Origin of the sequence: Klebsiella sp. 2-CIP_Kleb., from assembly GCF_050378715.1 — a bacterium.
In the GTDB taxonomy this organism is placed as follows: Bacteria; Pseudomonadota; Gammaproteobacteria; order Enterobacterales; family Enterobacteriaceae; genus Klebsiella; species Klebsiella quasipneumoniae.
Window position 1 is genome coordinate 639,692 of the sequence record NZ_JBNRLG010000001.1, and the last position, 18,035, is coordinate 657,726.

Consider the following 18,035-nt stretch of genomic DNA (forward strand, 5'->3'; position numbering starts at 1 on the left):
TACTCCAAAAATGAGAACGTTATGTCACAACCTGGGAAAGGATTTTTAGTCTGGCTGGCCGGCCTGAGCGTGCTGGGCTTTCTGGCCACCGATATGTATCTGCCGGCATTTGCCGCCATGCAGCAGGATCTCGACACCTCCGCCGCATCCATTAGCGCCAGCCTGAGCCTGTTCCTGGCCGGCTTCGCGCTGGGCCAGCTGTTCTGGGGGCCGCTATCGGACCGCTACGGGCGCAAACCGGTGCTGCTGAGCGGCCTGGCGATTTTCGCGGTCGGCTGCCTGGGGATGCTGTGGGTGCAGAACGCCACTCTGATGCTGGCGCTGCGCTTTCTGCAGGCGATTGGCGTCTGCGCCGCGGCGGTCACCTGGCAGGCGATGGTGACCGATTACTATCCCGCCCAGCGCACCAACCGCATCTTCGCCACCATTATGCCGCTGGTAGGGCTGTCCCCTGCGCTGGCCCCGCTGCTGGGCAGCTGGCTGCTGGTGCATTTCGAGTGGCAGGCCATCTTCGCCACCTTGTTTGCCATCACCCTGCTGCTGATGCTGCCTGCCCTGCGCCTGAAAGCCGCCGCTAAGTCGGCCACTGTGACTGAAAAGAAAATCACTTTTCTCGCGCTGCTGCGCTCCCGGGAATACAGCGGCAACGTCCTGATCTACGCCGCCTGTTCCGCCAGCTTCTTCGCCTGGCTTACCGGTTCGCCGTTTATCCTTCATGAGATGGGCTACGGCCCAACCGCTATCGGGTTGAGCTATATCCCGCAGACCATCGCTTTTCTGGTGGGCGGTTATGGCTGTCGCGCGCTGCTGCAAAAATGGTCCGGACAGCAGATGCTACCTTGGCTGCTGGTGATCTTCGCCGTCAGCGTCGCCGCCACCTGGCTGGTGGGTCTGCAAACGCATGCCTCGCTGGTGGCGTTAATGATCCCGTTCTGCCTGATGGCGGTAGTCAACGGTGGGATCTACCCTATTGTGGTCGCTCAGGCGCTGAAGCCTTTCCCGCAGGCAACCGGCCGCGCGGCGGCGCTGCAGAACACGCTCCAGCTTGGCCTGTGCTTCCTGACCAGCCTGTTAGTCTCCGCGCTGATCGCCACGCCGCTGCTGACCACCACCAGCGTGATGCTGGTCTCTATTTTGTTAGCCGGAGTGGGTTATCGACTGCAGCAGACGCCAGAGCTGGAGGCCCACTCTTCCCACGCCTGACGCCCGTCGCCAGAGCCCGGACCAGTGATTAGCACGCTAAGATATTTTTATTGAAAGCCAGTACTTAGCGTCCTATACTGGATCCGGGTTCACATAAATAAAAAATATTTAACAGATTAACGGATGCAGGATGCCTCCGTTTCACCATGGAAGGCCTTTCGGCAAGGGTTATCTCCCTTCCTCTGTTCTACGTCGGATAGCGACTTCACGGATTATCCGTGAGATTTCTCACAAAGCCAAAAAAGCGTCTACGCTGTTTTAAGGTTCTGATCACTTGGGCGTGATGGAGAAGCTATGAGTTCATCGTGTATAGAAGAAGTAAGTGTACCAAATGATGACTGGTACCGGATTGCAGCTGAATTGTTGGGCCGTGCGGGAATTGAAATCAACGGCTCCGCGCCGTCAGACCTGCGGATTAAAAACCCTCTTTTTTTTAAACGCGTATTGCAGGAGGGGTCGCTGGGTTTAGGCGAAAGCTATATGGACGGCTGGTGGGACTGCGAGCGTCTGGATATATTCTTCCATAAAGTGCTCCGCGCCGGGCTGGAAAAACAACTCCCTCATCATTTCAAAGACACACTCCGCATCGCAGGCGCTCGCCTGTTTAACCTGCAAAGTAAAAAACGCGCCTGGATTGTCGGCAAAGAGCACTATGACCTCGGCAACGATCTTTTCAGCCGGATGTTGGATCCCTACATGCAATATTCCTGCGGTTACTGGAAAGAGGCGCAGACCCTCGAAGCCGCGCAGCAGGATAAGCTGGATCTCATCTGCCGTAAGCTGGAGCTCGAGCCAGGCATGCGAGTGTTGGATATCGGCTGCGGCTGGGGCGGTCTTGCCGAATATATGGCGCGAAATTACCAGGTGAGCGTTGTCGGCGTGACCATCTCCGCCGAACAGCAAAAGATGGCCCAGGCGCGCTGCGATGGCCTTGACGTAGAGATTCGTCTTCAGGATTATCGCGATCTGCACGACAGCTTCGACCGCATTGTCTCCGTCGGCATGTTCGAGCATGTGGGTCCCAAAAATTACGCCACCTACTTTGAGGTCGCCGATCGTAATTTAAAACCCAACGGCCGCTTCTTACTGCACACCATCGGTTCCAAAGTCACCGACCATAACGTTGACCCGTGGATCAATAAATATATCTTCCCCAACGGCTGCCTGCCGTCGGTACGGCAGATCGCCGATGCCAGTGAGAAGCACTTTGTGATGGAAGACTGGCACAACTTCGGCGCCGATTACGACACCACCCTGATGGCCTGGTATGAGCGTTTCCTCGCCAGCTGGCCGGAAATTGCCGATAACTATTCAGAGCGTTTCAAACGCATGTTCAGTTATTACCTGAACGCCTGCGCCGGCGCCTTCCGCGCCCGCGACATTCAGCTCTGGCAGGTGGTGTTCTCGCGCGGGGTTGAACACGGACTGCGCGTCGCCCGTTAAAACACAGTCCCCCGCTCACCGGCGGGGGATTTTTTTTCAGGCTTCACTGACCTTTGCCGCCATCTCTTTCGCCGCCAGCACGCGTTCGACCGTATCGACAACCGCCTGGGTTTGCGGGTCGATCTCGATATTGACGCGGTCGCCCAGCTTTTTCGCCCCCAGCGTGGTCCGCTGCAGCGTCTCCGGAATAAGATGCACGCAGAATCGGGTTGCCGTCACCTCACCTACCGTCAGGCTGATGCCATCGATACCGATGAATCCTTTATAAAGGATATATTTCATCAGCGTCGGGTCCTGTACTTTAAACCAGATCTGACGGTTATTTTCGGAGGTGAGGATCTTCACGATTTCCGCGGTGGTCATAATATGGCCGGACATCAAATGCCCGCCGATTTCATCACTGAATTTCGCCGCCCGCTCGACGTTAACTTCATCCCCGACCTGAATATCGCCGAGATTGGTAATCCGCAGCGTCTCTTTCATGAGATCAAAGCTGATGCGCGCGCCGTTGATGTCGGTCACCGTCAGACAGCAACCGTTGTTGGCTACCGATGCCCCGGTTTCGAGCCCCTCCAGCATATGCGCCGGCAGCTCCACCACGTGGGTGCGAAAATTGGGTTTATCATCAATGGAGACCACTTTCGCGGTTCCCTGAACAATACCAGTAAACATGTTTGGCTCCTGTTGAAAATCATGACGGTATCATTACCGTTTTCGCTATCGGGAACAATAACAGGAGGGCTGAGCGGTTGCCAGCGCGCTTCGTGCCTCGACTCTTTTTTCACTGGCTTAATGGCTAATCCTCGCTACAATAGACTGGAATTTCCTCATTTTTATCCCCTTGCTGCCAGTTACGGCGGCTTTTTTAGTCTCAAAATAACAACAATACAAAGGTGTTCACGTGCAGAAGTATTTCATTGAAGCGCGTCAGTTATTAGCTCTGGCTATACCCGTCATTCTTGCGCAGGTAGCGCAGACGGCGATGGGTTTTGTCGATACCGTGATGGCGGGCGGCTACAGCGCCACCGATATGGCCGCGGTGGCCATCGGAACCTCCATCTGGCTGCCGGCCATTCTCTTCGGCCATGGGCTGCTGCTGGCGCTGACCCCGGTGGTGGCGCAGCTTAATGGCTCCGGGCGTCGGGAGCGTATCGCGCCGCAGGTACGTCAGGGCTTCTGGCTGGCGGGGCTGGTCTCGGTGCTGATCATGGTCGTGCTGTGGAATGCCGGGTATATCATCAGCTCCATGCATAACATCGATCCGCTGCTGGCGGAGAAAGCGGTTGGCTATCTGCGCGCGCTGCTGTGGGGGGCGCCGGGCTATCTGTTCTTCCAGGTCGCCCGTAACCAGTGTGAAGGGCTGGCAAAAACCAAGCCCGGAATGGTCATGGGCTTTATCGGTTTACTGGTCAACATTCCGGTGAACTACATCTTTATCTATGGCCATTTCGGCATGCCAGAGCTGGGCGGCGTCGGCTGCGGCGTGGCGACCGCCTCCGTTTACTGGGTGATGTTTGCCAGCATGCTGTGGTGGGTGCGCCGGTCGCGTTCGATGCGCGATATCCGCTGCGCCGAGGGCTTCAGCGGCCCCGATTTCGCCGTCCTGCTGCGGCTGGTGCAGCTGGGGCTGCCCATCGCCCTGGCGCTATTCTTCGAAGTGACCCTGTTTGCCGTCGTCGCGCTGCTGGTCTCCCCGCTCGGGATCATTGACGTCGCCGGCCACCAGATTGCGCTGAACTTCAGCTCGCTGATGTTCGTTCTGCCGCTGTCGCTGGCGGCCGCGGTCACCATTCGCGTCGGCTTCCGCCTCGGCCAGGGCTCAACGATCGATGCCCAGGTTTCCGCCCGTACGGGTGTGGGCGTGGGCGTCTGCCTGGCGGTGTTTACCGCTATCTTTACCGTGCTGATGCGTAAGCAAATTGCCCTGCTGTACAACGATAACCCGGAGGTGGTGATGCTGGCCTCGCATCTGATGCTGCTGGCGGCGGTCTACCAGATCTCGGACTCTATTCAGGTGATCGGCAGCGGTATCCTGCGCGGCTATAAAGATACGCGGTCTATCTTTTTTATCACCTTTACCGCGTACTGGGTGCTGGGTTTACCCAGCGGCTACCTGCTGGCGCTGACCGACGTGATTGTCCCCCGCATGGGGCCCGCCGGCTTCTGGTGCGGATTTATCATCGGCCTGACCTCCGCCGCTATTATGATGATGCTGCGGATGCGTTTTCTGCAGCGCCAGCCCTCCAGCATCATCTTACAGCGCGCCGCGCGCTAATCCTGCCAAAGCCCGCCACCCTGGCGGGCTTTTTCTTTCTTCAGTTATGTTCCGACGTTGTACATTCCGTTACTCCCCGACACCAAAGACTCACTGATGAGCGCCCCGGAGATGCATATAGTGTGGCCAACAGCCCCGCAGTGGGGTTACTCAGGAAACCAATTCGAGGATTTCAGCATGAAAAAAGTATTAGCTCTGGTTGTTGCCGCTGCTATGGGTCTGTCATCTGTTGCTTTCGCAGCCGACGCCGCGACCACCACCCCGGCTACCGCAGCCAGCCACACCACCGTTCACCACAAGAAACATCACAAAGCGGCGGCGAAACCGGCAGCCGAACAGAAAGCCCAGGCAGCGAAGAAGCACCACAAAGCCGCGGCGAAACCGGAAGCAGCGCAGAAAGCCCAGGCAGCTAAAAAGCACCATAAAGCCGCGGCGAAACCGGCCGTAGCGCAGAAAGCGCAGGCAGCAAAGAAACACCATAAAGCGGCGCACCACGCAGCCAAACCGGCGGTACAACCGGCGGCATAACGGTCAGGCGTTAAGGTAATAAACCGGCGCTGAATAGCGCCGGTTTTTTTTCAGGAGGACATCATGCTGCAACGCTATCGCTTCGAATTGCTGTTGGTTATGCTCATCGTCTGCGCGCTGTTTACCCTTCGCTTGATGTTTAAATAGCGGGCTGCTGAACCCATTTACGGGCCGGCGGCGTATAGTCGCGGAAACCGGCGATAATCTCCTCTGGTGAAGCAGCAAACGGCAGCATCTCCGCGTAGCGCGGGTGCATAAATCCTTCCCGTAACATGTTATTGACCATCGCCTGCAGCGGATCGTAATACCCCTTGATATTCAGGAATGCGCACGGTTTTTCATGGATGCCCAACTGCGCCCAGGTCCACTGTTCGAAAATCTCTTCAAGCGTCCCCGCTCCGCCCGGCAGAGCAATAAAGCCGTCGGCCAGCGCCGCCATTTTGGTTTTCCGTTCGTGCATATCCTCCACCACATGCAGCTCCGTCAACCCGCGGTGGGCAATTTCCCGCTCCACCAGGCCGCGCGGCATTACGCCGATGACCGTGCCCCCGGCCTCCAGCGCCGCATCGGCAACCGCCCCCATCAAGCCAACTTTGCCGCCGCCATAGACAACAGCCAGTCCCTGCTGCGCAAGCATGTGGCCAACCCGTCGGGCGGTTTCGAGATACAGCGGATGTTCGCCAGCTGAAGAACCGCAGAAAATACCAATCGATTTCATCTTCCTTATTACTCCTCTCTTCTGGTGGGCGATAATTTAACACAACGGCAACCCTTACGCGCAGGGTGAGACCGGCAAAGAAAAGAGAGGCGAGGCGCCTGCTGGCGAAGAAATATCCTTGTGGTTCAGTAAAATATCGCCGGAGTGGGTAAAAGATCCGCAATCGCATACAATGTACAAGAAAAGTGACGTTTACCTCTTGCCACATCCCCTGCCTGCCGCTAATATGCGTCCCCGTTGTCACCACAACATTGCGTTCGTAGCTCAGTTGGTTAGAGCACCACCTTGACATGGTGGGGGTCGTTGGTTCGAGTCCAATCGAACGCACCATTATGCGTTTATAGCTCAGTTGGTTAGAGCACCACCTTGACATGGTGGGGGTCGTTGGTTCGAGTCCAATTAAACGCACCATAATGCGTCTGTAGCTCAGTTGGTTAGAGCACCACCTTGACATGGTGGGGGTCGATGGTTCGAGTCCATTCAGACGCACCAATCTCGTTTCGTATCATTCCCTCTCAACATTAGCCTGCTGCATCGTGACCGGAAAACGCACGCCTTCTGCGCTTCCAGCCTGAACGTCATCGAACCCTGCCAGCGACAAAGCGAAACCCGATTATTCGCGACTATGAATAGCCTGCGCCATCGCCAGGGCATCCTCCCCTGCCGGCAACCGCGAAGGGGCTTGAGGATCCTTCACCATCCGCCAGACGGCCTGAGCCACATCGGCAGCCTGCGTCACGCTGGCGTTATCCTGGATGCTGTCGAGGATCTGCTGGCCGAGCGGCGCATAGCTCTCCGGGAGCTGGCCCATCGTTCGACGAGCGTTTTCCCCGAAGCGGGTCTGGGGAGCGCGTCCCGGCAGGATCACACCGACGCGAATATTAAAGGGCCGCAGCTCCAGCGCCAGCGACTCCGTGAAGGCATTCACCGCCGCTTTACTCGCGGTATAGACCGCCAGCAGGGGCATCGGCTGCAGGGTGACCGCCGAGGTGATATTAACGATCGTCCCGCTACGGCGCGCTCTGAACCGGGGAAGTACCGCCTGGGTCATGGCGATAGTCCCAAGCGTGTTGGTGGCAAACAGGTTCGCTATCGCCTCGTGCGACGCCCCCTCCAGGGCGTTGAGCATCCCCACTCCGGCGTTATTGACCAGAACGTCAATCTCTCCGGCCTCGGCAATCGCCTCGGCGATACTCTGCGCTGAGGTGACGTCAAGACGCACCAGCCGCAGACGGTCGCTGGCCGGCAACAGATCCTCGCGCGGAACCCGCATCGTGGCGATAACCTTCCAGCCCTGTTCAAGAAAATAACGTGCCGTCTCCAGACCAAAACCCGATGAACAGCCGGTGATCATAATCGTTTGCATCTCTCTGTCTCCGTTGGTTTCTTCCTTTTCATCATAGACAGCCCGCTCCGGACGATATAGGGTCAATAATCCATTATTCTTTAGCAGGAGTCCGGAAATGAGCGACCCGCTGGCGGAAATCATAGCGATGCTCAATCTCAGAGCGGTGCTGACCAAAACCATTGAGGGGGCGGGAGAATGGCGCGTTAAACGTTCAGACCAGGGAATGTCGTTCTACGGCGTGGTACTGGAAGGCGGCTGTCGGCTGGAAATAGACCAGCATGCGCCGCAGATCCTGCGCGCCGGGGATTTTATGTTGATCCCGGCGGCGTACCGCTTCGCGTTAACCAGCCTGACCCCGCCGCCTTCACCGGCGCTGGAGACCACCCCGGTGAAGCTTGCGGCGGAACACTTTCGCCTGGGAGCTCTCGACCAGCCAGCGGAGATGCAGGCGCTGATTGGCCACTGCGCTGCCGATTCGGATAACGCCAGCCTGCTAACCTCCCTGCTGCCCGCCTTAGTGGTGGTTCGCAACCAGCCGCGGCTGGCCACCTTTGTCGGGCTGCTGAAAGAGGAAGCCCAGGCGGATCGCGCAGGCAAATCTTTCGTTCTGGCGCGGATGGTTGAGCTGCTGTTCATCGAGGCCATCCGATCCTGCGGAACGCTCGCCACCCCCGGACTGATGCGCGGCCTGAGCGACCCGCGGGTCGCTCAGGCAATCCGCCTGCTGCATCAGGCCCCCGCCAGACGCTGGACCGTCAACGCCCTGGCCGCCGACTGCGCGCTGTCTCGCTCGACGTTATTTGAACGCTTTACCGGCCTGACCGGAATGACCCCGATGGGCTATTTGTTGAGCTGGCGCATGACCCTGGCCATGCAGTGGCTGGGCGAGACGGGCATCAGCATAACGGATATCGCCGAGCGCCTCGGCTATGGCTCGACCAGCGCGTTCAGCGTGGCCTTTACCCGATATGCCGGGATATCGCCGGGCAAATATGCCCGCCAGCGGGCGGCGCAGTGCCCCCCAGGCCCGCCATAAGTTAACCTGCCGCAATCGTCGTCTGCAGCCAGCGCTCAAACACCTGCAGCGCCGGCTCCCCCTCGCCGCCGCCGGGTTTGATCAGGCAAAAGCGCTTGGCCAGCGTCGGCAAGCCCGGCCATGGGGCGACCAGCGTCCCGCTGCGCAGTTCGCTCTCCACATACATCTTCGGCACCAGGGCCACGCCCTGCTGGCTGAGTACCGCAGCGATTGCCATCTCATGCAGATCATAGCGCGGCCCCTGCGCCGGGTTATCCAGCGCCAGACCGCACTCGCGGGCATAGTGCAGCCAGGCGTCCGGGTTTTGCCGCCGATGAATGCGCGGCAGCCGGTTCAGCAGCCCCGGGAGATCGTCATCCGTCAGCAGCGCGGCATGACAGACCGGCAGCAGATACTCCGCAAATAAAAACGTCACATCCATTCCGGTCCACGCCGGGTGATCAAAATGGATCGCCGCATCAAATCCGCTGCCCGGCAGAATAAAGGGGTCGCTGCGGGCGGCGATATTGACCACGATATGCGGATGCTGCGCCGTGAACTGCCCGAGCCGGGGGATGAGCCAGCGGCTGGCGAAGGTGGGGAGCACGGCGATCTCGAGACTGCGGCCATCGGCGGGCATCCCGCTGACGTCGTGGGTTTCCCGCTCCAGCCTGCTGAGGATCTCGCGGACCTGTCTGGCATAGCGGGCGCCAGCCGGATTGAGCCGTACCCGGCTCCCGATCCTGTCAAAGAGTTTGCTGTCGAGGAGCGCTTCCAGACGGGCGATCTGCCGGCTGATGGCCCCTTCCGTTAACGCGAGCTCCGCCGCCGCGCGGGCAAAGTTGCCGTGGCGGGCGGCGGCCTCAAAGGCCAGTAGCGCAGCGCTGCTGGGGATTTTACGACGCATAGCCAATGCTCCTTGTGCGGGCCCATTGAAAGTCAGTGACATAATATCACTGAGTGATGAATAAACATCGTTTTTCAGCGCCATTATTGCCGGATATGATGAAGAAAACTCACTAAAACGCGTTATGCGCTGAATCATCTGTCTCTCGAGGTCACTATGCTCTATGTCGTCGAATGCGCCTACACCGACCCGCAAAGCGAAGCGGCGTGGAATACCTTTTACAATCGGGAAAAATTGCCGGCGCTGGTCTCGGTGCCCGGTTTTCATGCCTCCCAGCGCTTCTGCACGTTCAGCGAGGGCTGCCCTCGCTACCTGGCCCTACACGATATCCGCGATGCCGCCGTCCTCGACAGCGACGCCTATCGCCGCAATGGTGGGGGTCATTTTGCCCGCTGGCAATCGGCGATCGCCGACTGGCATCGCCACCTCTATCTCACGACTCACGCGCTGCGGGAGGTGGCTCCTGACGAGGTGCTGCTGCTGAGCGATACCGCGGAAGCCCTGCCCGTCGCTGCGCCGATCGTCCTGCAGCCCGGGGGTCTGGCCACCCGGCATACCCGCTATGCCGCCATCGTCCCGCGTGACGACCTGCATCACCGGGTCACCTCTGCCGCGGTCTTTATCTATCAGCCCATTACCGCCAGGTTGCGTCACCCGGCGGAGCAAGCGTGAGGTCAACATGACACCAGCTCCCTTTTATACCCTGACAGCAGGCGACCTGACGATAAGCGCCATCAGTGATGGTCAGATGACAGCGCCGCTGACGCTACTCGCGGGGATCGCCCCTGAAGAGGCGGCGCGTCTGCAGCGCCAGGCCGGGTTAACCTCGCCGGAGGCCATCGAGATCGGCGCTTACCTGATCCGCGGACGCGGGCACACGGTGCTAGTGGATACCGGCACCGGCGGGGCCAACGGCGTCGGCGGCGCGCTTATTGCCAATCTGGCGCTGCTCGGCGTGCGCCCTGAGGAAATTGACACCATCCTTCTCACTCACGCGCACCCGGACCATATCGGCGGCCTGCTGACCGCCGCCGGTACACCGGCTTATCCCAACGCCATGGTGTTCCTACCCTCGCGGGAAAGCGCTTACTGGCTGGCGCCATCGACACTGGACAACGCCAGCGATCGTGGACAACGTAACGTGCTGCTCGTCCGCCGCATAATGGCGATCTGTGCGACGCAAATTCGTGATATTGATGAAGACGAGCCGGTAGCCGGGATCCGGCCATGTCCCCTGCCCGGCCATACGCCAGGGCATACCGGATATCGCCTTGAGGCGGGCGGAACGTCGCTGCTAATCTGGGGGGATATCGTCCACTTTCCCTCGATCCAGAGCGCCCGGCCAGAGGTGTCGGTGGCATTTGACGTCGATCCTGACCAGGCCCGGCATACACGGGAAAGTCTGCTGCGCCAGGCCGCCAGCGAACGGTGGCTCATCGCCGGTATGCATCTTGGCCTGCCGGGTTTCGCCCGCGTGGAGAATACCGCCTCAGGCTACTGCCTGCGCCCGGTGTGACCTTCGCGGCAAACACCGATCACAGCGAAACCCCGGTCGTGACATTAACGCGACCGGGGCGTGGTGTCTGGGGAAGTGGACTAGCCGTTAACCGCGGCTCTTCCAGCCTTTTTTACTTTTGCAGCTGGCTTTGGTGGCGACCCATGGGTGACGCAGCTGGGTCAACTGAAGATCCTGAGAGGCCGGGCTGGCGGACCAGCGTTTGTTGCACAGAGGCTTACGAGTTGCAATGACCATAAAAACGCTCCTGAAAGTAATGAACAGTTCCCTGGGTAATTCCATAAGTTCAGAATCAGCTTATCATCGCGTAACGGAAGTTATTTCAATCTTTGTTTTACTATGTAAATGGTGAAAGCCTCCTGAAAGGTATTAAATTGATCTAGATCAATGTAAGTGCGATTTTTTGATTTCGCCACCTATATTTTCAACCGTTTAACTTCGGCCACCGCTTGATTAAGACTTTTCCTATACCACATAATCCAACAGAAGAGGGCAAGATTATCAGATTTTTATTCTAGTTATGTATGCTAATGTGGTTAATTGTTTTGATTATTCTAGCTAATAAAATTCACTTGGTCAGACCGCCGCAGGCGGTTACTCTGCACCGGCAATACGGGGATTTGTCAGGGAGTGGTGGATGACTACAGGCTATAAACTACTTGGCTATAAGTTAGCGGATAATATTTTCTACTGCCTGCATCATCGGGAAATTATCGCGTTACGTGGGACGCGAACGCAGGTTCAGCTGCGCAGCACCATGGCTTGTTTACTGGAGTATTTGCTGGCGCATGGCAGAGAACGTCTGGTCAGCGATGAAGAGTTAATGATTAACGTCTGGGAAAAAAATAATCTCCGTCCGTCCGCGCAGCGATTATGGCAGGTTATCCAGACCCTAAAATCTCGCTTAAACCAGGCGGGGGTCGAAAGCACGTTAATTGTCCGCGTTAAATGCGCAGGGTATTATATTAATCCTGCTTGCGTAGCCGAAATTTATTCCTTCAAACCGCCGGGCATGATGAATTATATAAATAACTCGCCTGCTGATATGAATAAGCTCCTGGTTCGCAACTAATCTCCTCTCCACGCCGTTTAGATCGCTTGCAACAGGATTTATTCTTTGAATATTTTAATTCACAGCAATAATATTTATTTTAATATCGGCCTCGCCCAGTGTTTCAGAGATATTCAGGAAACCCTGCCCGGTCTGAATATTATTCATTCACTGCCGCTCAGCCATCTGCCCGATCTGGCCGGGATGGATGTAATTATTTTAGCGCTGGAAAACTATCACGATTATCAGGCCGCTGCTGAATTAGCCCAGCGCTATCCCGGTCTGGTGGTCGGATTTACCTCCGCCAACAATGTGAGACGCGGACGCGCCTTTTACGCGGATACCCTCCTGTGGGTCAGCCAGCGGGAAAGCGTTCACGAGATCGGCCGCCTTCTGCGCCGGCTGGCAGACCGTAGCCGCCCTTTCGCGCCGCGCCATCAGCGTCAGAGTCACTCCTCCCGGCTGCGAGCCCCACTTAATGACCTGGAGATGCAGATGATTCGTGGCGTGGTCGACGGACAGTCAATTAATCAGATGGCGGACGCGCTGGGGGTTAATCGCAAGCGGGTTTATAACGGACTGGAGCGGATCAAAATGAATTTTCGCCTCGTCAGCCATACTCATTTTCATCATTTTATGACCGCGGAGGCCACGTTTAGCCACCTCTGCGCCGATCTCAGCTGCTATAGACCAGGAGTACGGCCAGCCCGGCAACGACGTGCCGCATCGCGACCGGCCGAAAATTATTCATATAATTTGAATGAGTTTCGCAAATTGTTTTGATTTTAACCTCCAGGTATTGCGCGTATTCTTTATCACATCAGGGCGACAAGCCCTATATCAGACACCAGATTAAGGAATACGACCATGAAATCCATCAAAACTTTCGTTGCTGTTGCTGCACTGTCACTGTTCTCTTCCGTTAGCTTCGCCCAGAGCGTCAGCGCCACCGCCTCCACCCTGGACCGTGCTGAAGCCAAAATCGCCGCCCAGGCCGCTGAGCAGGGTGCGTCCTATAAAATCACCAGCGCCCAGTTTAATAATCGCGTCCATATGACGGCTGAGCTGAGCAAATAATCTCTTCGTTCTTTCGCAATGAAAAAAGCGCCGTCAAAAACGGCGCTTTTTTTTCGCCTCTTTCTCCGGGCAGTGATTTCCTGAGCGGCGCGCTGTGGCGTTCAGCCAATTCCGGGCCAATACTTACCATATCCCCCGGAAAAGAGAACCCGATGATGAAAGCCTGGATCGTCAACAAACCCGGTTCACTGGACAATCTGCAGCTTGTCGATCTTGCCGACCCTGGCGCGCCGGCGGCAGGCGAGATCCGCGTAGCGCTCCACGCCACCTCCCTGAATTATCACGATTTGCTGGTAGCGACGGGGGTGATTCCTACCGCCGATCGGCGGATCCTGATGGCGGACGGCGCGGGGGTGGTCGAAGCGGTTGGCGCCGGAGTCAGCGAGTTTCAGCCAGGCGACCGGGTGGTGGCTGGCTTTTTCCCGCAGTGGCTGGATGGCCGTCCTGGCCCGCAGGTGAAGGACTTCAGCCAGACCCCGGGCGACGGCGCCGAGGGGTTTGCCTGCCAGTATGTGGTCAGACCGGCCAGCCATTTTACCCATGCGCCTGACGGATGGAGCTTCAGGGAAGCGGCGACTATCACCACCTCCGGCCTCACCGCCTGGCGCGCGCTGGTGGTGGAGGGGCGGCTAAAAGCGGGCGATACGGTGCTGACGCTCGGCACCGGCGGCGTGTCGATAACCGCCCTGCAGCTGGCGAAAAGCATGGGCGCGCAGGTCATCGTCACCTCCTCATCAGATGAAAAGCTCGCCCGCGCGCGCGCCCTGGGGGCTGACCATCTCATCAATTACCGCACCACCCCGGCGTGGGGTGCTACGGTGCAGGACATCACCGGTCATCGCGGGGCCGATATTATCCTCGAGCTCGGCGGACCGGGCACCCTGAGCCAGTCGTTCGAAGCCGTCCGTGTTGGCGGACACATCGCCCTCATCGGCGTCCTGACTGGCTTCGAAGGTCATGTGCCCACCCATCTGCTGATGAGTAAACAGGCCCGGCTGCAGGGGCTGGTGGTGGGTCATCGCCGGCAACAACAGGACTACGTCAACGCGCTGAACCTGCAGGCGTCGCGGCCGGTCATCGATAAAGTGTTTGATTTTGCGGCCTTACCAGACGCCTTCCGCTATCTGCAAAGCGGCGCCCATTTCGGCAAAATTTGCGTGGAGTGGTAGGGGTGAGGAGATGAGATGAACAGGGCCTCCGTGCCCTGGGAACGGCTTTATTCGAAAAAGACGTCCGGATTGTCCGACAGCGAAACAAAGGATTTCGTGTTTTTATCCAGCGCCTGAATCTCGCCGCTTTCAATGTCGTAGAACCAGCCGTGCAGGCGCAGGGTATGGTCGCGCAGGCCGACGGCCACCGATGGGTGGGTTTTGATGTTGTTCAGCTGAGCGATGACGTTTTCCTGCACCATGCCGTTGACCTTATCGGTTTCGCTGGCCCAGGTTTTCTTTTCCACCACCGCTTTCGCAGCATCAGCGTAGCGCAGCCAGTGAGACACCGCCGGCATCGGCTCCAGGCACTGGCAGGTGGCGATCGCTTTCATCGCCCCGCAGTTTGAGTGGCCGCAGATCACGATATCAGTCACGCCCAGCGCAACCACGGCATACTCAATGGTCGCGGATACACCGCCCGGCTCCGGCCCGAAAGACGGCACGATATTCCCGGCATTACGAATAACAAAGAGCTGTCCCGGCTCCTGCTGGGTAACCAGTTCCGGCACCAGACGGCTGTCAGAGCAGGAGATGAAAAGCGCTTTGGGATTCTGGCTGGAAGCCAGGCTGCGGAAGAGCTCTTTACGCTGGGGGAAGATCTCTTTCTGGAAGTTGAGGAAGCCCTCAATGATATGTTGCATAGCAGTGTCTCTTCTCTGTAGTTATTACGGTATGACAAAGATCACAGTTATTCAGTTTACCATTGCTGACAAGAATGGGAATCGTTATTCAAACAGTTGCGCAGAAAACGCGCGCCGCGGATGCCCATTCAGCCTCGCCTATTCCACAGGGTTTTCACGTGCTTTCCTGAGCCAGTTTGCTACTCTGTCTGCTCGTACCGTCCCCACGTTGCCGACCGCCTGACGGCGGCGAACACACCAGGAGTTGCTATGTTCTTATCCAGCCTGATGGCCATTGCCGCGGTGCTGATCATGGGCGTGATCAGTCCCGGCCCGAGCTTTATTTTTGTCGCGCGCAATGCGGTCGCCCGCTCGCGCCTGCACGGTCTGGTGACCGCCCTCGGCACCGGCGCCGGCGCCGCCATTTTTTCTATTATGGCGATGCTGGGCCTGCAGAAGGTGCTCACCGCGGTGCCGGAGCTGTTTATTGGCTTGAAAGTAGCGGGCGGGCTCTACCTGTTGTGGCTGGGCTATAAGATTTTCCGCGGTTCGGCGCAGCCGATGGATTTTTCCGCCAGCGGCATGGCCGGCAACCATTCGTTGCTGAAGACCTTCCGCGACGGGCTGTATACCCAGCTGAGCAATCCCAAAACCGCGCTGGTGTTTGCCTCGATTTTTACCGCCCTGCTGCCGACGCAGATCCCCACCGCGTTCTATTACATCGTGCCGCTGATGAGTTTTCTGATTGACGTTAGCTGGTATTCACTGGTGGCGCTGGTGCTCTCCGCCGATCGCCCGCGTCGGGTCTACCTGCGGTTGAAGCGGCGAATCGATATCGCCACCGCGACGGTGCTGGGGGCGCTGGGCCTGCGGCTTATCGCGACCTCTCTCACCCGCTAGCGGCTACACGGTATGGATACGGATATCGTGTTGCTGAAAGGCAACGCGATATTCGCGACTAATATTCTCCTCCACCACCAGCACATCGATATCGCTGCTCGCGGCCACCACGAACCGCGCCACCGCCGGAATTTTATCCGAGGTCAGGCCGATGATAATTTCGCTGCACTGCTTAATCACCGCTTTCTTAAACTCACAGTCGGCATAGTCAAAACCGGTCAGGCCTGACTCTGGCGCCATGGCGCAGCCGCCGATAAACCCCTGGTCGAATAACATCCCCTGCACCTGAGCCACCGCCGCGGCCCCAACGCAGCCCCCGCTCGCCCGCTGCACCTGACCGCCGAGCATCACCACGTCGTAGAGCGGCTTTTTCACCAGCACCGCGGCGATCTCCGGAGAGTTCGTCACCACCGTCAGCGCCAGCTCGGCGGGCAGCGCCTCGGCCATCGCCAGATTGGTGGTGCCGGTATCAATGAAAATAGTGCCGCCGGGTTTCACCAGCCGGGCGCACTGCTGCGCGATCCTGAGTTTTGTTGCTCGGTTTTTATCTTTCCGTTCACTGTAGTCTCCCGCTTCCGGCAGGCTCAACACCGCCCCGCCGTAGACTTTTTTACAGACGCCTTCGCGGCTAAGCTCATGCAGATCGCGGCGGATAGTATGCTCAGACACCTGAAGACGCGCCGCCAGATCCGCACACACCACTCTGCCGTTTTCCTGCAGGATCTGGCAAATCAGCGCTTGTCGCTGTTGGGGAAAAGCAGCATAATCGAGCAAAGCAACTCCTTAAACAATCATAAACGAGCAACAGTAAGCATGATCGTCTGCCCTGCTGTGATTGTCAATGTTCCAGCCCGGAGGTTTACCATGAAAATTGCCCATTTCGCTCTGTGGACCCAACAGCTTGAGGCTCAGGCCCGCTTCTGGGTCGAGTTCTTTGCCGCCAGTATTAATGAAAAATACCTCAGCCAGACCAACCCCGGATTTGCCTCCTATTTTGTCACCATCGACGACGAAGTAGTGATCGAGCTGATGACCAAGCCTGGCCTGCAGCAGGCCAGCGCGGATAATAACCATACCGGCTGGGCGCATCTGGCCCTCTCGGTGGGCGGCGCAGAACAGGTCGATGCCCTTGCCCAACGCGCCGGAGCGGCGGGAATACTGGTTTCACCCCCGCGCACCACCGGCGACGGCTATTATGAGGCGGTGCTCGCCGATCCCGATGGCAACCTGATTGAAATCGTCGCATAGTCAGTAGACCGCCAGCTATAAGGAGGCATCCATGGCACGTTACCGGATCATCGACACCGCGGCCTGGCCCCGCCGGGACCATTTCACCTTTTACCGACAATTTGCCAACCCCAGCTTTAATCTCTGCGTTCCGATAGAGGCGCAGCGCCTGTACGAATGTGCGAAGGACCGGCGGGTCTCATTTTTTCAGCTCGCGCTCTATGCCCTGCTGCGCGCGGCCAACGGGGTGCCGCAGCTCCGGCAGCGCGTGCGCGATGGCGAGGTGATTGAATATGACAGCCTGGCGGTCATGACGCCGGTGATGACCGTCGAGGAGGGCTTCCGCCAGGTATGGTGCGACAACGCTGCCGAGTTCACCGCCTTCAGCGCCGCGGCAACGCCGAAGATCGTCGCGGCAAGAGAGACATCGCCGGCGCCGCTCATCGTCGATGGCGAACATTTTATCTGCGCCAGCTGTCTGCCGTGGCTCCACTTTACTTCGATGACCCATGCGGAATACGCGGTGGGCGCCGCGATTCCGGCGCTCACCTGGGGGAAACTGCAGAACGGCGTGATCCCGGTGGCCGGGCGATTTAACCATGCCTTCGTCGATGGTCTCCATGCCAGCCGCTTTTACGCCCTCGTCGAAGCGGGGTTTCGCGACCCCGAGCGGCTCTGGCAGCCGCTAACCGCGACCGCCCCCTCACTGCTTCCCCCTACGGCGAAGGATCGCTGAGAACTCGCCACACTCACCGCCGGGCAGCCTTCCCTCTGTCCGGAGGTCGCTTTTCCCTAACTGTCGCCTTTGCAACAGGCAGCGCAAAAGTGCGCTGCATTTGCAGCAGTCCGCTCCGTCAGCAGACATAGCCAGCCCGCTAAATATCGCCAACCGGCCTTCCTCTCTCGCTGGCACGTGTTTTGCTTACTCATACATATAACACATGGGCATTATGAATAATTTATTTATCCAATTTACGCATAAGCTATTCACTGAAT

Annotated in this window: 21 protein-coding genes and 3 tRNA genes; 17 read left to right on the forward strand and 7 right to left on the reverse strand. The window is 58.1% G+C overall.

The window, feature by feature from the left end; all coding sequences use genetic code 11:
- Positions 1-21 precede the first annotated feature (21 nt).
- Both punC and cfa read left to right on the forward strand, forming a co-directional pair.
- Complete coding sequence (gene punC, locus ACQUTP_RS03190) at positions 22-1,203, forward strand: purine nucleoside transporter PunC (protein WP_043519960.1); 1,182 nt, start codon at positions 22-24, stop codon at positions 1,201-1,203.
- Between the two features lie 294 nt (positions 1,204-1,497).
- Positions 1,498-2,646: a cyclopropane fatty acyl phospholipid synthase gene (gene cfa, locus ACQUTP_RS03195; protein ID WP_023318439.1), complete on the forward strand. Its 1,149-nt coding sequence runs from the start codon at positions 1,498-1,500 to the stop codon at positions 2,644-2,646.
- A 36-nt stretch (positions 2,647-2,682) separates the two neighbouring features.
- Here the strand turns inward: cfa and ACQUTP_RS03200 are convergent, their stop codons facing one another.
- Positions 2,683-3,318, reverse strand: a complete 636-nt coding sequence (locus ACQUTP_RS03200) for a riboflavin synthase (RefSeq protein WP_004202894.1) — start codon at positions 3,316-3,318, stop codon at positions 2,683-2,685.
- Between the two features lie 229 nt (positions 3,319-3,547).
- On the opposite strand from ACQUTP_RS03200, the gene mdtK reads away from it, so the two are divergent.
- Together mdtK and asr are read left to right on the forward strand one after the other, a co-directional pair.
- Positions 3,548-4,921, forward strand: coding sequence for an MdtK family multidrug efflux MATE transporter (mdtK, locus tag ACQUTP_RS03205; protein WP_004202895.1), 1,374 nt, complete (start codon positions 3,548-3,550; stop codon positions 4,919-4,921).
- Positions 4,922-5,098: 177 nt separating this feature from the next.
- Positions 5,099-5,449 (forward strand): acid resistance repetitive basic protein Asr, encoded by a 351-nt coding sequence (gene asr / locus ACQUTP_RS03210; RefSeq protein ID WP_048294977.1) that lies wholly within the window; start codon positions 5,099-5,101, stop codon positions 5,447-5,449.
- A 139-nt stretch (positions 5,450-5,588) separates the two neighbouring features.
- Here asr and ACQUTP_RS03215 read toward each other — a convergent pair whose 3' ends face one another.
- A complete protein-coding gene (locus ACQUTP_RS03215) occupies positions 5,589-6,167 on the reverse strand; it encodes a TIGR00730 family Rossman fold protein (protein WP_428902346.1) in 579 nt (192 codons plus the stop codon).
- 253 nt (positions 6,168-6,420) lie between these two features.
- Here ACQUTP_RS03215 and ACQUTP_RS03220 point away from each other — a divergent pair.
- From ACQUTP_RS03220 to ACQUTP_RS03230, 3 genes are all read left to right on the forward strand, one after another.
- Positions 6,421-6,497 (forward strand) — tRNA-Val (locus ACQUTP_RS03220).
- A gap of 4 nt (positions 6,498-6,501) precedes the next feature.
- Positions 6,502-6,578: transfer RNA gene (locus ACQUTP_RS03225), tRNA-Val, on the forward strand.
- Positions 6,579-6,582: 4 nt separating this feature from the next.
- A tRNA-Val gene (locus ACQUTP_RS03230) sits at positions 6,583-6,659 on the forward strand.
- A gap of 121 nt (positions 6,660-6,780) precedes the next feature.
- On the opposite strand, the gene ACQUTP_RS03235 is transcribed toward ACQUTP_RS03230, so the two are convergent.
- Positions 6,781-7,533 (reverse strand): SDR family oxidoreductase, encoded by a 753-nt coding sequence (locus ACQUTP_RS03235; RefSeq protein WP_285754868.1) that lies wholly within the window; start codon positions 7,531-7,533, stop codon positions 6,781-6,783.
- A 97-nt stretch (positions 7,534-7,630) separates the two neighbouring features.
- Between ACQUTP_RS03235 and ACQUTP_RS03240 the strand changes: the two genes are divergently transcribed.
- On the forward strand, positions 7,631-8,551 hold the full coding sequence (locus ACQUTP_RS03240; protein WP_080846819.1) for an AraC family transcriptional regulator: 921 nt from the start codon (positions 7,631-7,633) through the stop codon (positions 8,549-8,551).
- Position 8,552: 1 nt separating this feature from the next.
- On the opposite strand, the gene ACQUTP_RS03245 is transcribed toward ACQUTP_RS03240, so the two are convergent.
- A complete protein-coding gene (locus ACQUTP_RS03245; RefSeq protein ID WP_032456178.1) occupies positions 8,553-9,437 on the reverse strand; it encodes a LysR substrate-binding domain-containing protein in 885 nt (294 codons plus the stop codon).
- Between the two features lie 156 nt (positions 9,438-9,593).
- On the opposite strand from ACQUTP_RS03245, the gene ACQUTP_RS03250 reads away from it, so the two are divergent.
- On the forward strand, positions 9,594-10,109 hold the full coding sequence (locus ACQUTP_RS03250) for a hypothetical protein (RefSeq protein WP_285754871.1): 516 nt from the start codon (positions 9,594-9,596) through the stop codon (positions 10,107-10,109).
- A gap of 7 nt (positions 10,110-10,116) precedes the next feature.
- On the forward strand, positions 10,117-10,953 hold the full coding sequence (locus ACQUTP_RS03255) for an MBL fold metallo-hydrolase (RefSeq protein ID WP_043519952.1): 837 nt from the start codon (positions 10,117-10,119) through the stop codon (positions 10,951-10,953).
- Positions 10,954-11,040: 87 nt separating this feature from the next.
- Here the strand turns inward: ACQUTP_RS03255 and ACQUTP_RS03260 are convergent, their stop codons facing one another.
- Positions 11,041-11,190 (reverse strand): hypothetical protein, encoded by a 150-nt coding sequence (locus ACQUTP_RS03260; protein ID WP_002907802.1) that lies wholly within the window; start codon positions 11,188-11,190, stop codon positions 11,041-11,043.
- A gap of 400 nt (positions 11,191-11,590) precedes the next feature.
- Between ACQUTP_RS03260 and ACQUTP_RS03265 the strand changes: the two genes are divergently transcribed.
- The 4 genes from ACQUTP_RS03265 to ACQUTP_RS03280 all read left to right on the forward strand — a co-directional run bounded on the left by ACQUTP_RS03265 (position 11,591) and on the right by ACQUTP_RS03280 (position 14,250).
- Positions 11,591-12,025: a winged helix-turn-helix domain-containing protein gene (locus tag ACQUTP_RS03265; protein ID WP_017899535.1), complete on the forward strand. Its 435-nt coding sequence runs from the start codon at positions 11,591-11,593 to the stop codon at positions 12,023-12,025.
- Between the two features lie 45 nt (positions 12,026-12,070).
- On the forward strand, positions 12,071-12,787 hold the full coding sequence (locus ACQUTP_RS03270; protein ID WP_186384188.1) for a hypothetical protein: 717 nt from the start codon (positions 12,071-12,073) through the stop codon (positions 12,785-12,787).
- 84 nt (positions 12,788-12,871) lie between these two features.
- Positions 12,872-13,081, forward strand: a complete 210-nt coding sequence (locus ACQUTP_RS03275) for a YdgH/BhsA/McbA-like domain containing protein (protein ID WP_004202908.1) — start codon at positions 12,872-12,874, stop codon at positions 13,079-13,081.
- A 152-nt stretch (positions 13,082-13,233) separates the two neighbouring features.
- Positions 13,234-14,250 (forward strand): zinc-dependent alcohol dehydrogenase family protein, encoded by a 1,017-nt coding sequence (locus ACQUTP_RS03280; protein WP_023318447.1) that lies wholly within the window; start codon positions 13,234-13,236, stop codon positions 14,248-14,250.
- 47 nt (positions 14,251-14,297) lie between these two features.
- Here ACQUTP_RS03280 and ACQUTP_RS03285 read toward each other — a convergent pair whose 3' ends face one another.
- Entirely contained in the window at positions 14,298-14,933 is a 636-nt protein-coding gene (locus tag ACQUTP_RS03285; protein ID WP_004202911.1) for a carbonic anhydrase, read from the reverse strand.
- A 249-nt stretch (positions 14,934-15,182) separates the two neighbouring features.
- Between ACQUTP_RS03285 and ACQUTP_RS03290 the strand changes: the two genes are divergently transcribed.
- Complete coding sequence (locus ACQUTP_RS03290; protein WP_023318448.1) at positions 15,183-15,812, forward strand: LysE family translocator; 630 nt, start codon at positions 15,183-15,185, stop codon at positions 15,810-15,812.
- 3 nt (positions 15,813-15,815) lie between these two features.
- Here ACQUTP_RS03290 and ACQUTP_RS03295 read toward each other — a convergent pair whose 3' ends face one another.
- Positions 15,816-16,586, reverse strand: coding sequence for a DeoR/GlpR family DNA-binding transcription regulator (locus tag ACQUTP_RS03295; RefSeq protein WP_004202915.1), 771 nt, complete (start codon positions 16,584-16,586; stop codon positions 15,816-15,818).
- A gap of 90 nt (positions 16,587-16,676) precedes the next feature.
- On the opposite strand from ACQUTP_RS03295, the gene ACQUTP_RS03300 reads away from it, so the two are divergent.
- Complete coding sequence (locus ACQUTP_RS03300; RefSeq protein WP_285754873.1) at positions 16,677-17,060, forward strand: VOC family protein; 384 nt, start codon at positions 16,677-16,679, stop codon at positions 17,058-17,060.
- Positions 17,061-17,091: 31 nt separating this feature from the next.
- Positions 17,092-17,775 (forward strand): CatA-like O-acetyltransferase, family 1, encoded by a 684-nt coding sequence (locus tag ACQUTP_RS03305; protein ID WP_131076437.1) that lies wholly within the window; start codon positions 17,092-17,094, stop codon positions 17,773-17,775.
- Positions 17,776-18,035: the final 260 nt, after the last annotated feature.

What these genes read in the sequence shown, in the direction of transcription:
- punC (WP_043519960.1), top strand. Translation starts at nt 22, where the DNA reads ATGTCACAACCTGGGAAAGGATTTTTAGTCTGGCTGGCCGGCCTGAGC.
- cfa (WP_023318439.1), top strand. Translation starts at nt 1,498, where the DNA reads ATGAGTTCATCGTGTATAGAAGAAGTAAGTGTACCAAATGATGACTGG.
- ACQUTP_RS03200 (WP_004202894.1), bottom strand. Translation starts at nt 3,318, where the DNA reads ATGTTTACTGGTATTGTTCAGGGAACCGCGAAAGTGGTCTCCATTGAT.
- asr (WP_048294977.1), top strand. Translation starts at nt 5,099, where the DNA reads ATGAAAAAAGTATTAGCTCTGGTTGTTGCCGCTGCTATGGGTCTGTCA.
- ACQUTP_RS03215 (WP_428902346.1), bottom strand. Translation starts at nt 6,167, where the DNA reads ATGAAATCGATTGGTATTTTCTGCGGTTCTTCAGCTGGCGAACATCCG.
- ACQUTP_RS03235 (WP_285754868.1), bottom strand. Translation starts at nt 7,533, where the DNA reads ATGCAAACGATTATGATCACCGGCTGTTCATCGGGTTTTGGTCTGGAG.
- ACQUTP_RS03240 (WP_080846819.1), top strand. Translation starts at nt 7,631, where the DNA reads ATGAGCGACCCGCTGGCGGAAATCATAGCGATGCTCAATCTCAGAGCG.
- ACQUTP_RS03245 (WP_032456178.1), bottom strand. Translation starts at nt 9,437, where the DNA reads ATGCGTCGTAAAATCCCCAGCAGCGCTGCGCTACTGGCCTTTGAGGCC.
- ACQUTP_RS03250 (WP_285754871.1), top strand. Translation starts at nt 9,594, where the DNA reads ATGCTCTATGTCGTCGAATGCGCCTACACCGACCCGCAAAGCGAAGCG.
- ACQUTP_RS03255 (WP_043519952.1), top strand. Translation starts at nt 10,117, where the DNA reads ATGACACCAGCTCCCTTTTATACCCTGACAGCAGGCGACCTGACGATA.
- ACQUTP_RS03260 (WP_002907802.1), bottom strand. Translation starts at nt 11,190, where the DNA reads ATGGTCATTGCAACTCGTAAGCCTCTGTGCAACAAACGCTGGTCCGCC.
- ACQUTP_RS03265 (WP_017899535.1), top strand. Translation starts at nt 11,591, where the DNA reads ATGACTACAGGCTATAAACTACTTGGCTATAAGTTAGCGGATAATATT.
- ACQUTP_RS03275 (WP_004202908.1), top strand. Translation starts at nt 12,872, where the DNA reads ATGAAATCCATCAAAACTTTCGTTGCTGTTGCTGCACTGTCACTGTTC.
- ACQUTP_RS03280 (WP_023318447.1), top strand. Translation starts at nt 13,234, where the DNA reads ATGATGAAAGCCTGGATCGTCAACAAACCCGGTTCACTGGACAATCTG.
- ACQUTP_RS03285 (WP_004202911.1), bottom strand. Translation starts at nt 14,933, where the DNA reads ATGCAACATATCATTGAGGGCTTCCTCAACTTCCAGAAAGAGATCTTC.
- ACQUTP_RS03290 (WP_023318448.1), top strand. Translation starts at nt 15,183, where the DNA reads ATGTTCTTATCCAGCCTGATGGCCATTGCCGCGGTGCTGATCATGGGC.
- ACQUTP_RS03300 (WP_285754873.1), top strand. Translation starts at nt 16,677, where the DNA reads ATGAAAATTGCCCATTTCGCTCTGTGGACCCAACAGCTTGAGGCTCAG.
- ACQUTP_RS03305 (WP_131076437.1), top strand. Translation starts at nt 17,092, where the DNA reads ATGGCACGTTACCGGATCATCGACACCGCGGCCTGGCCCCGCCGGGAC.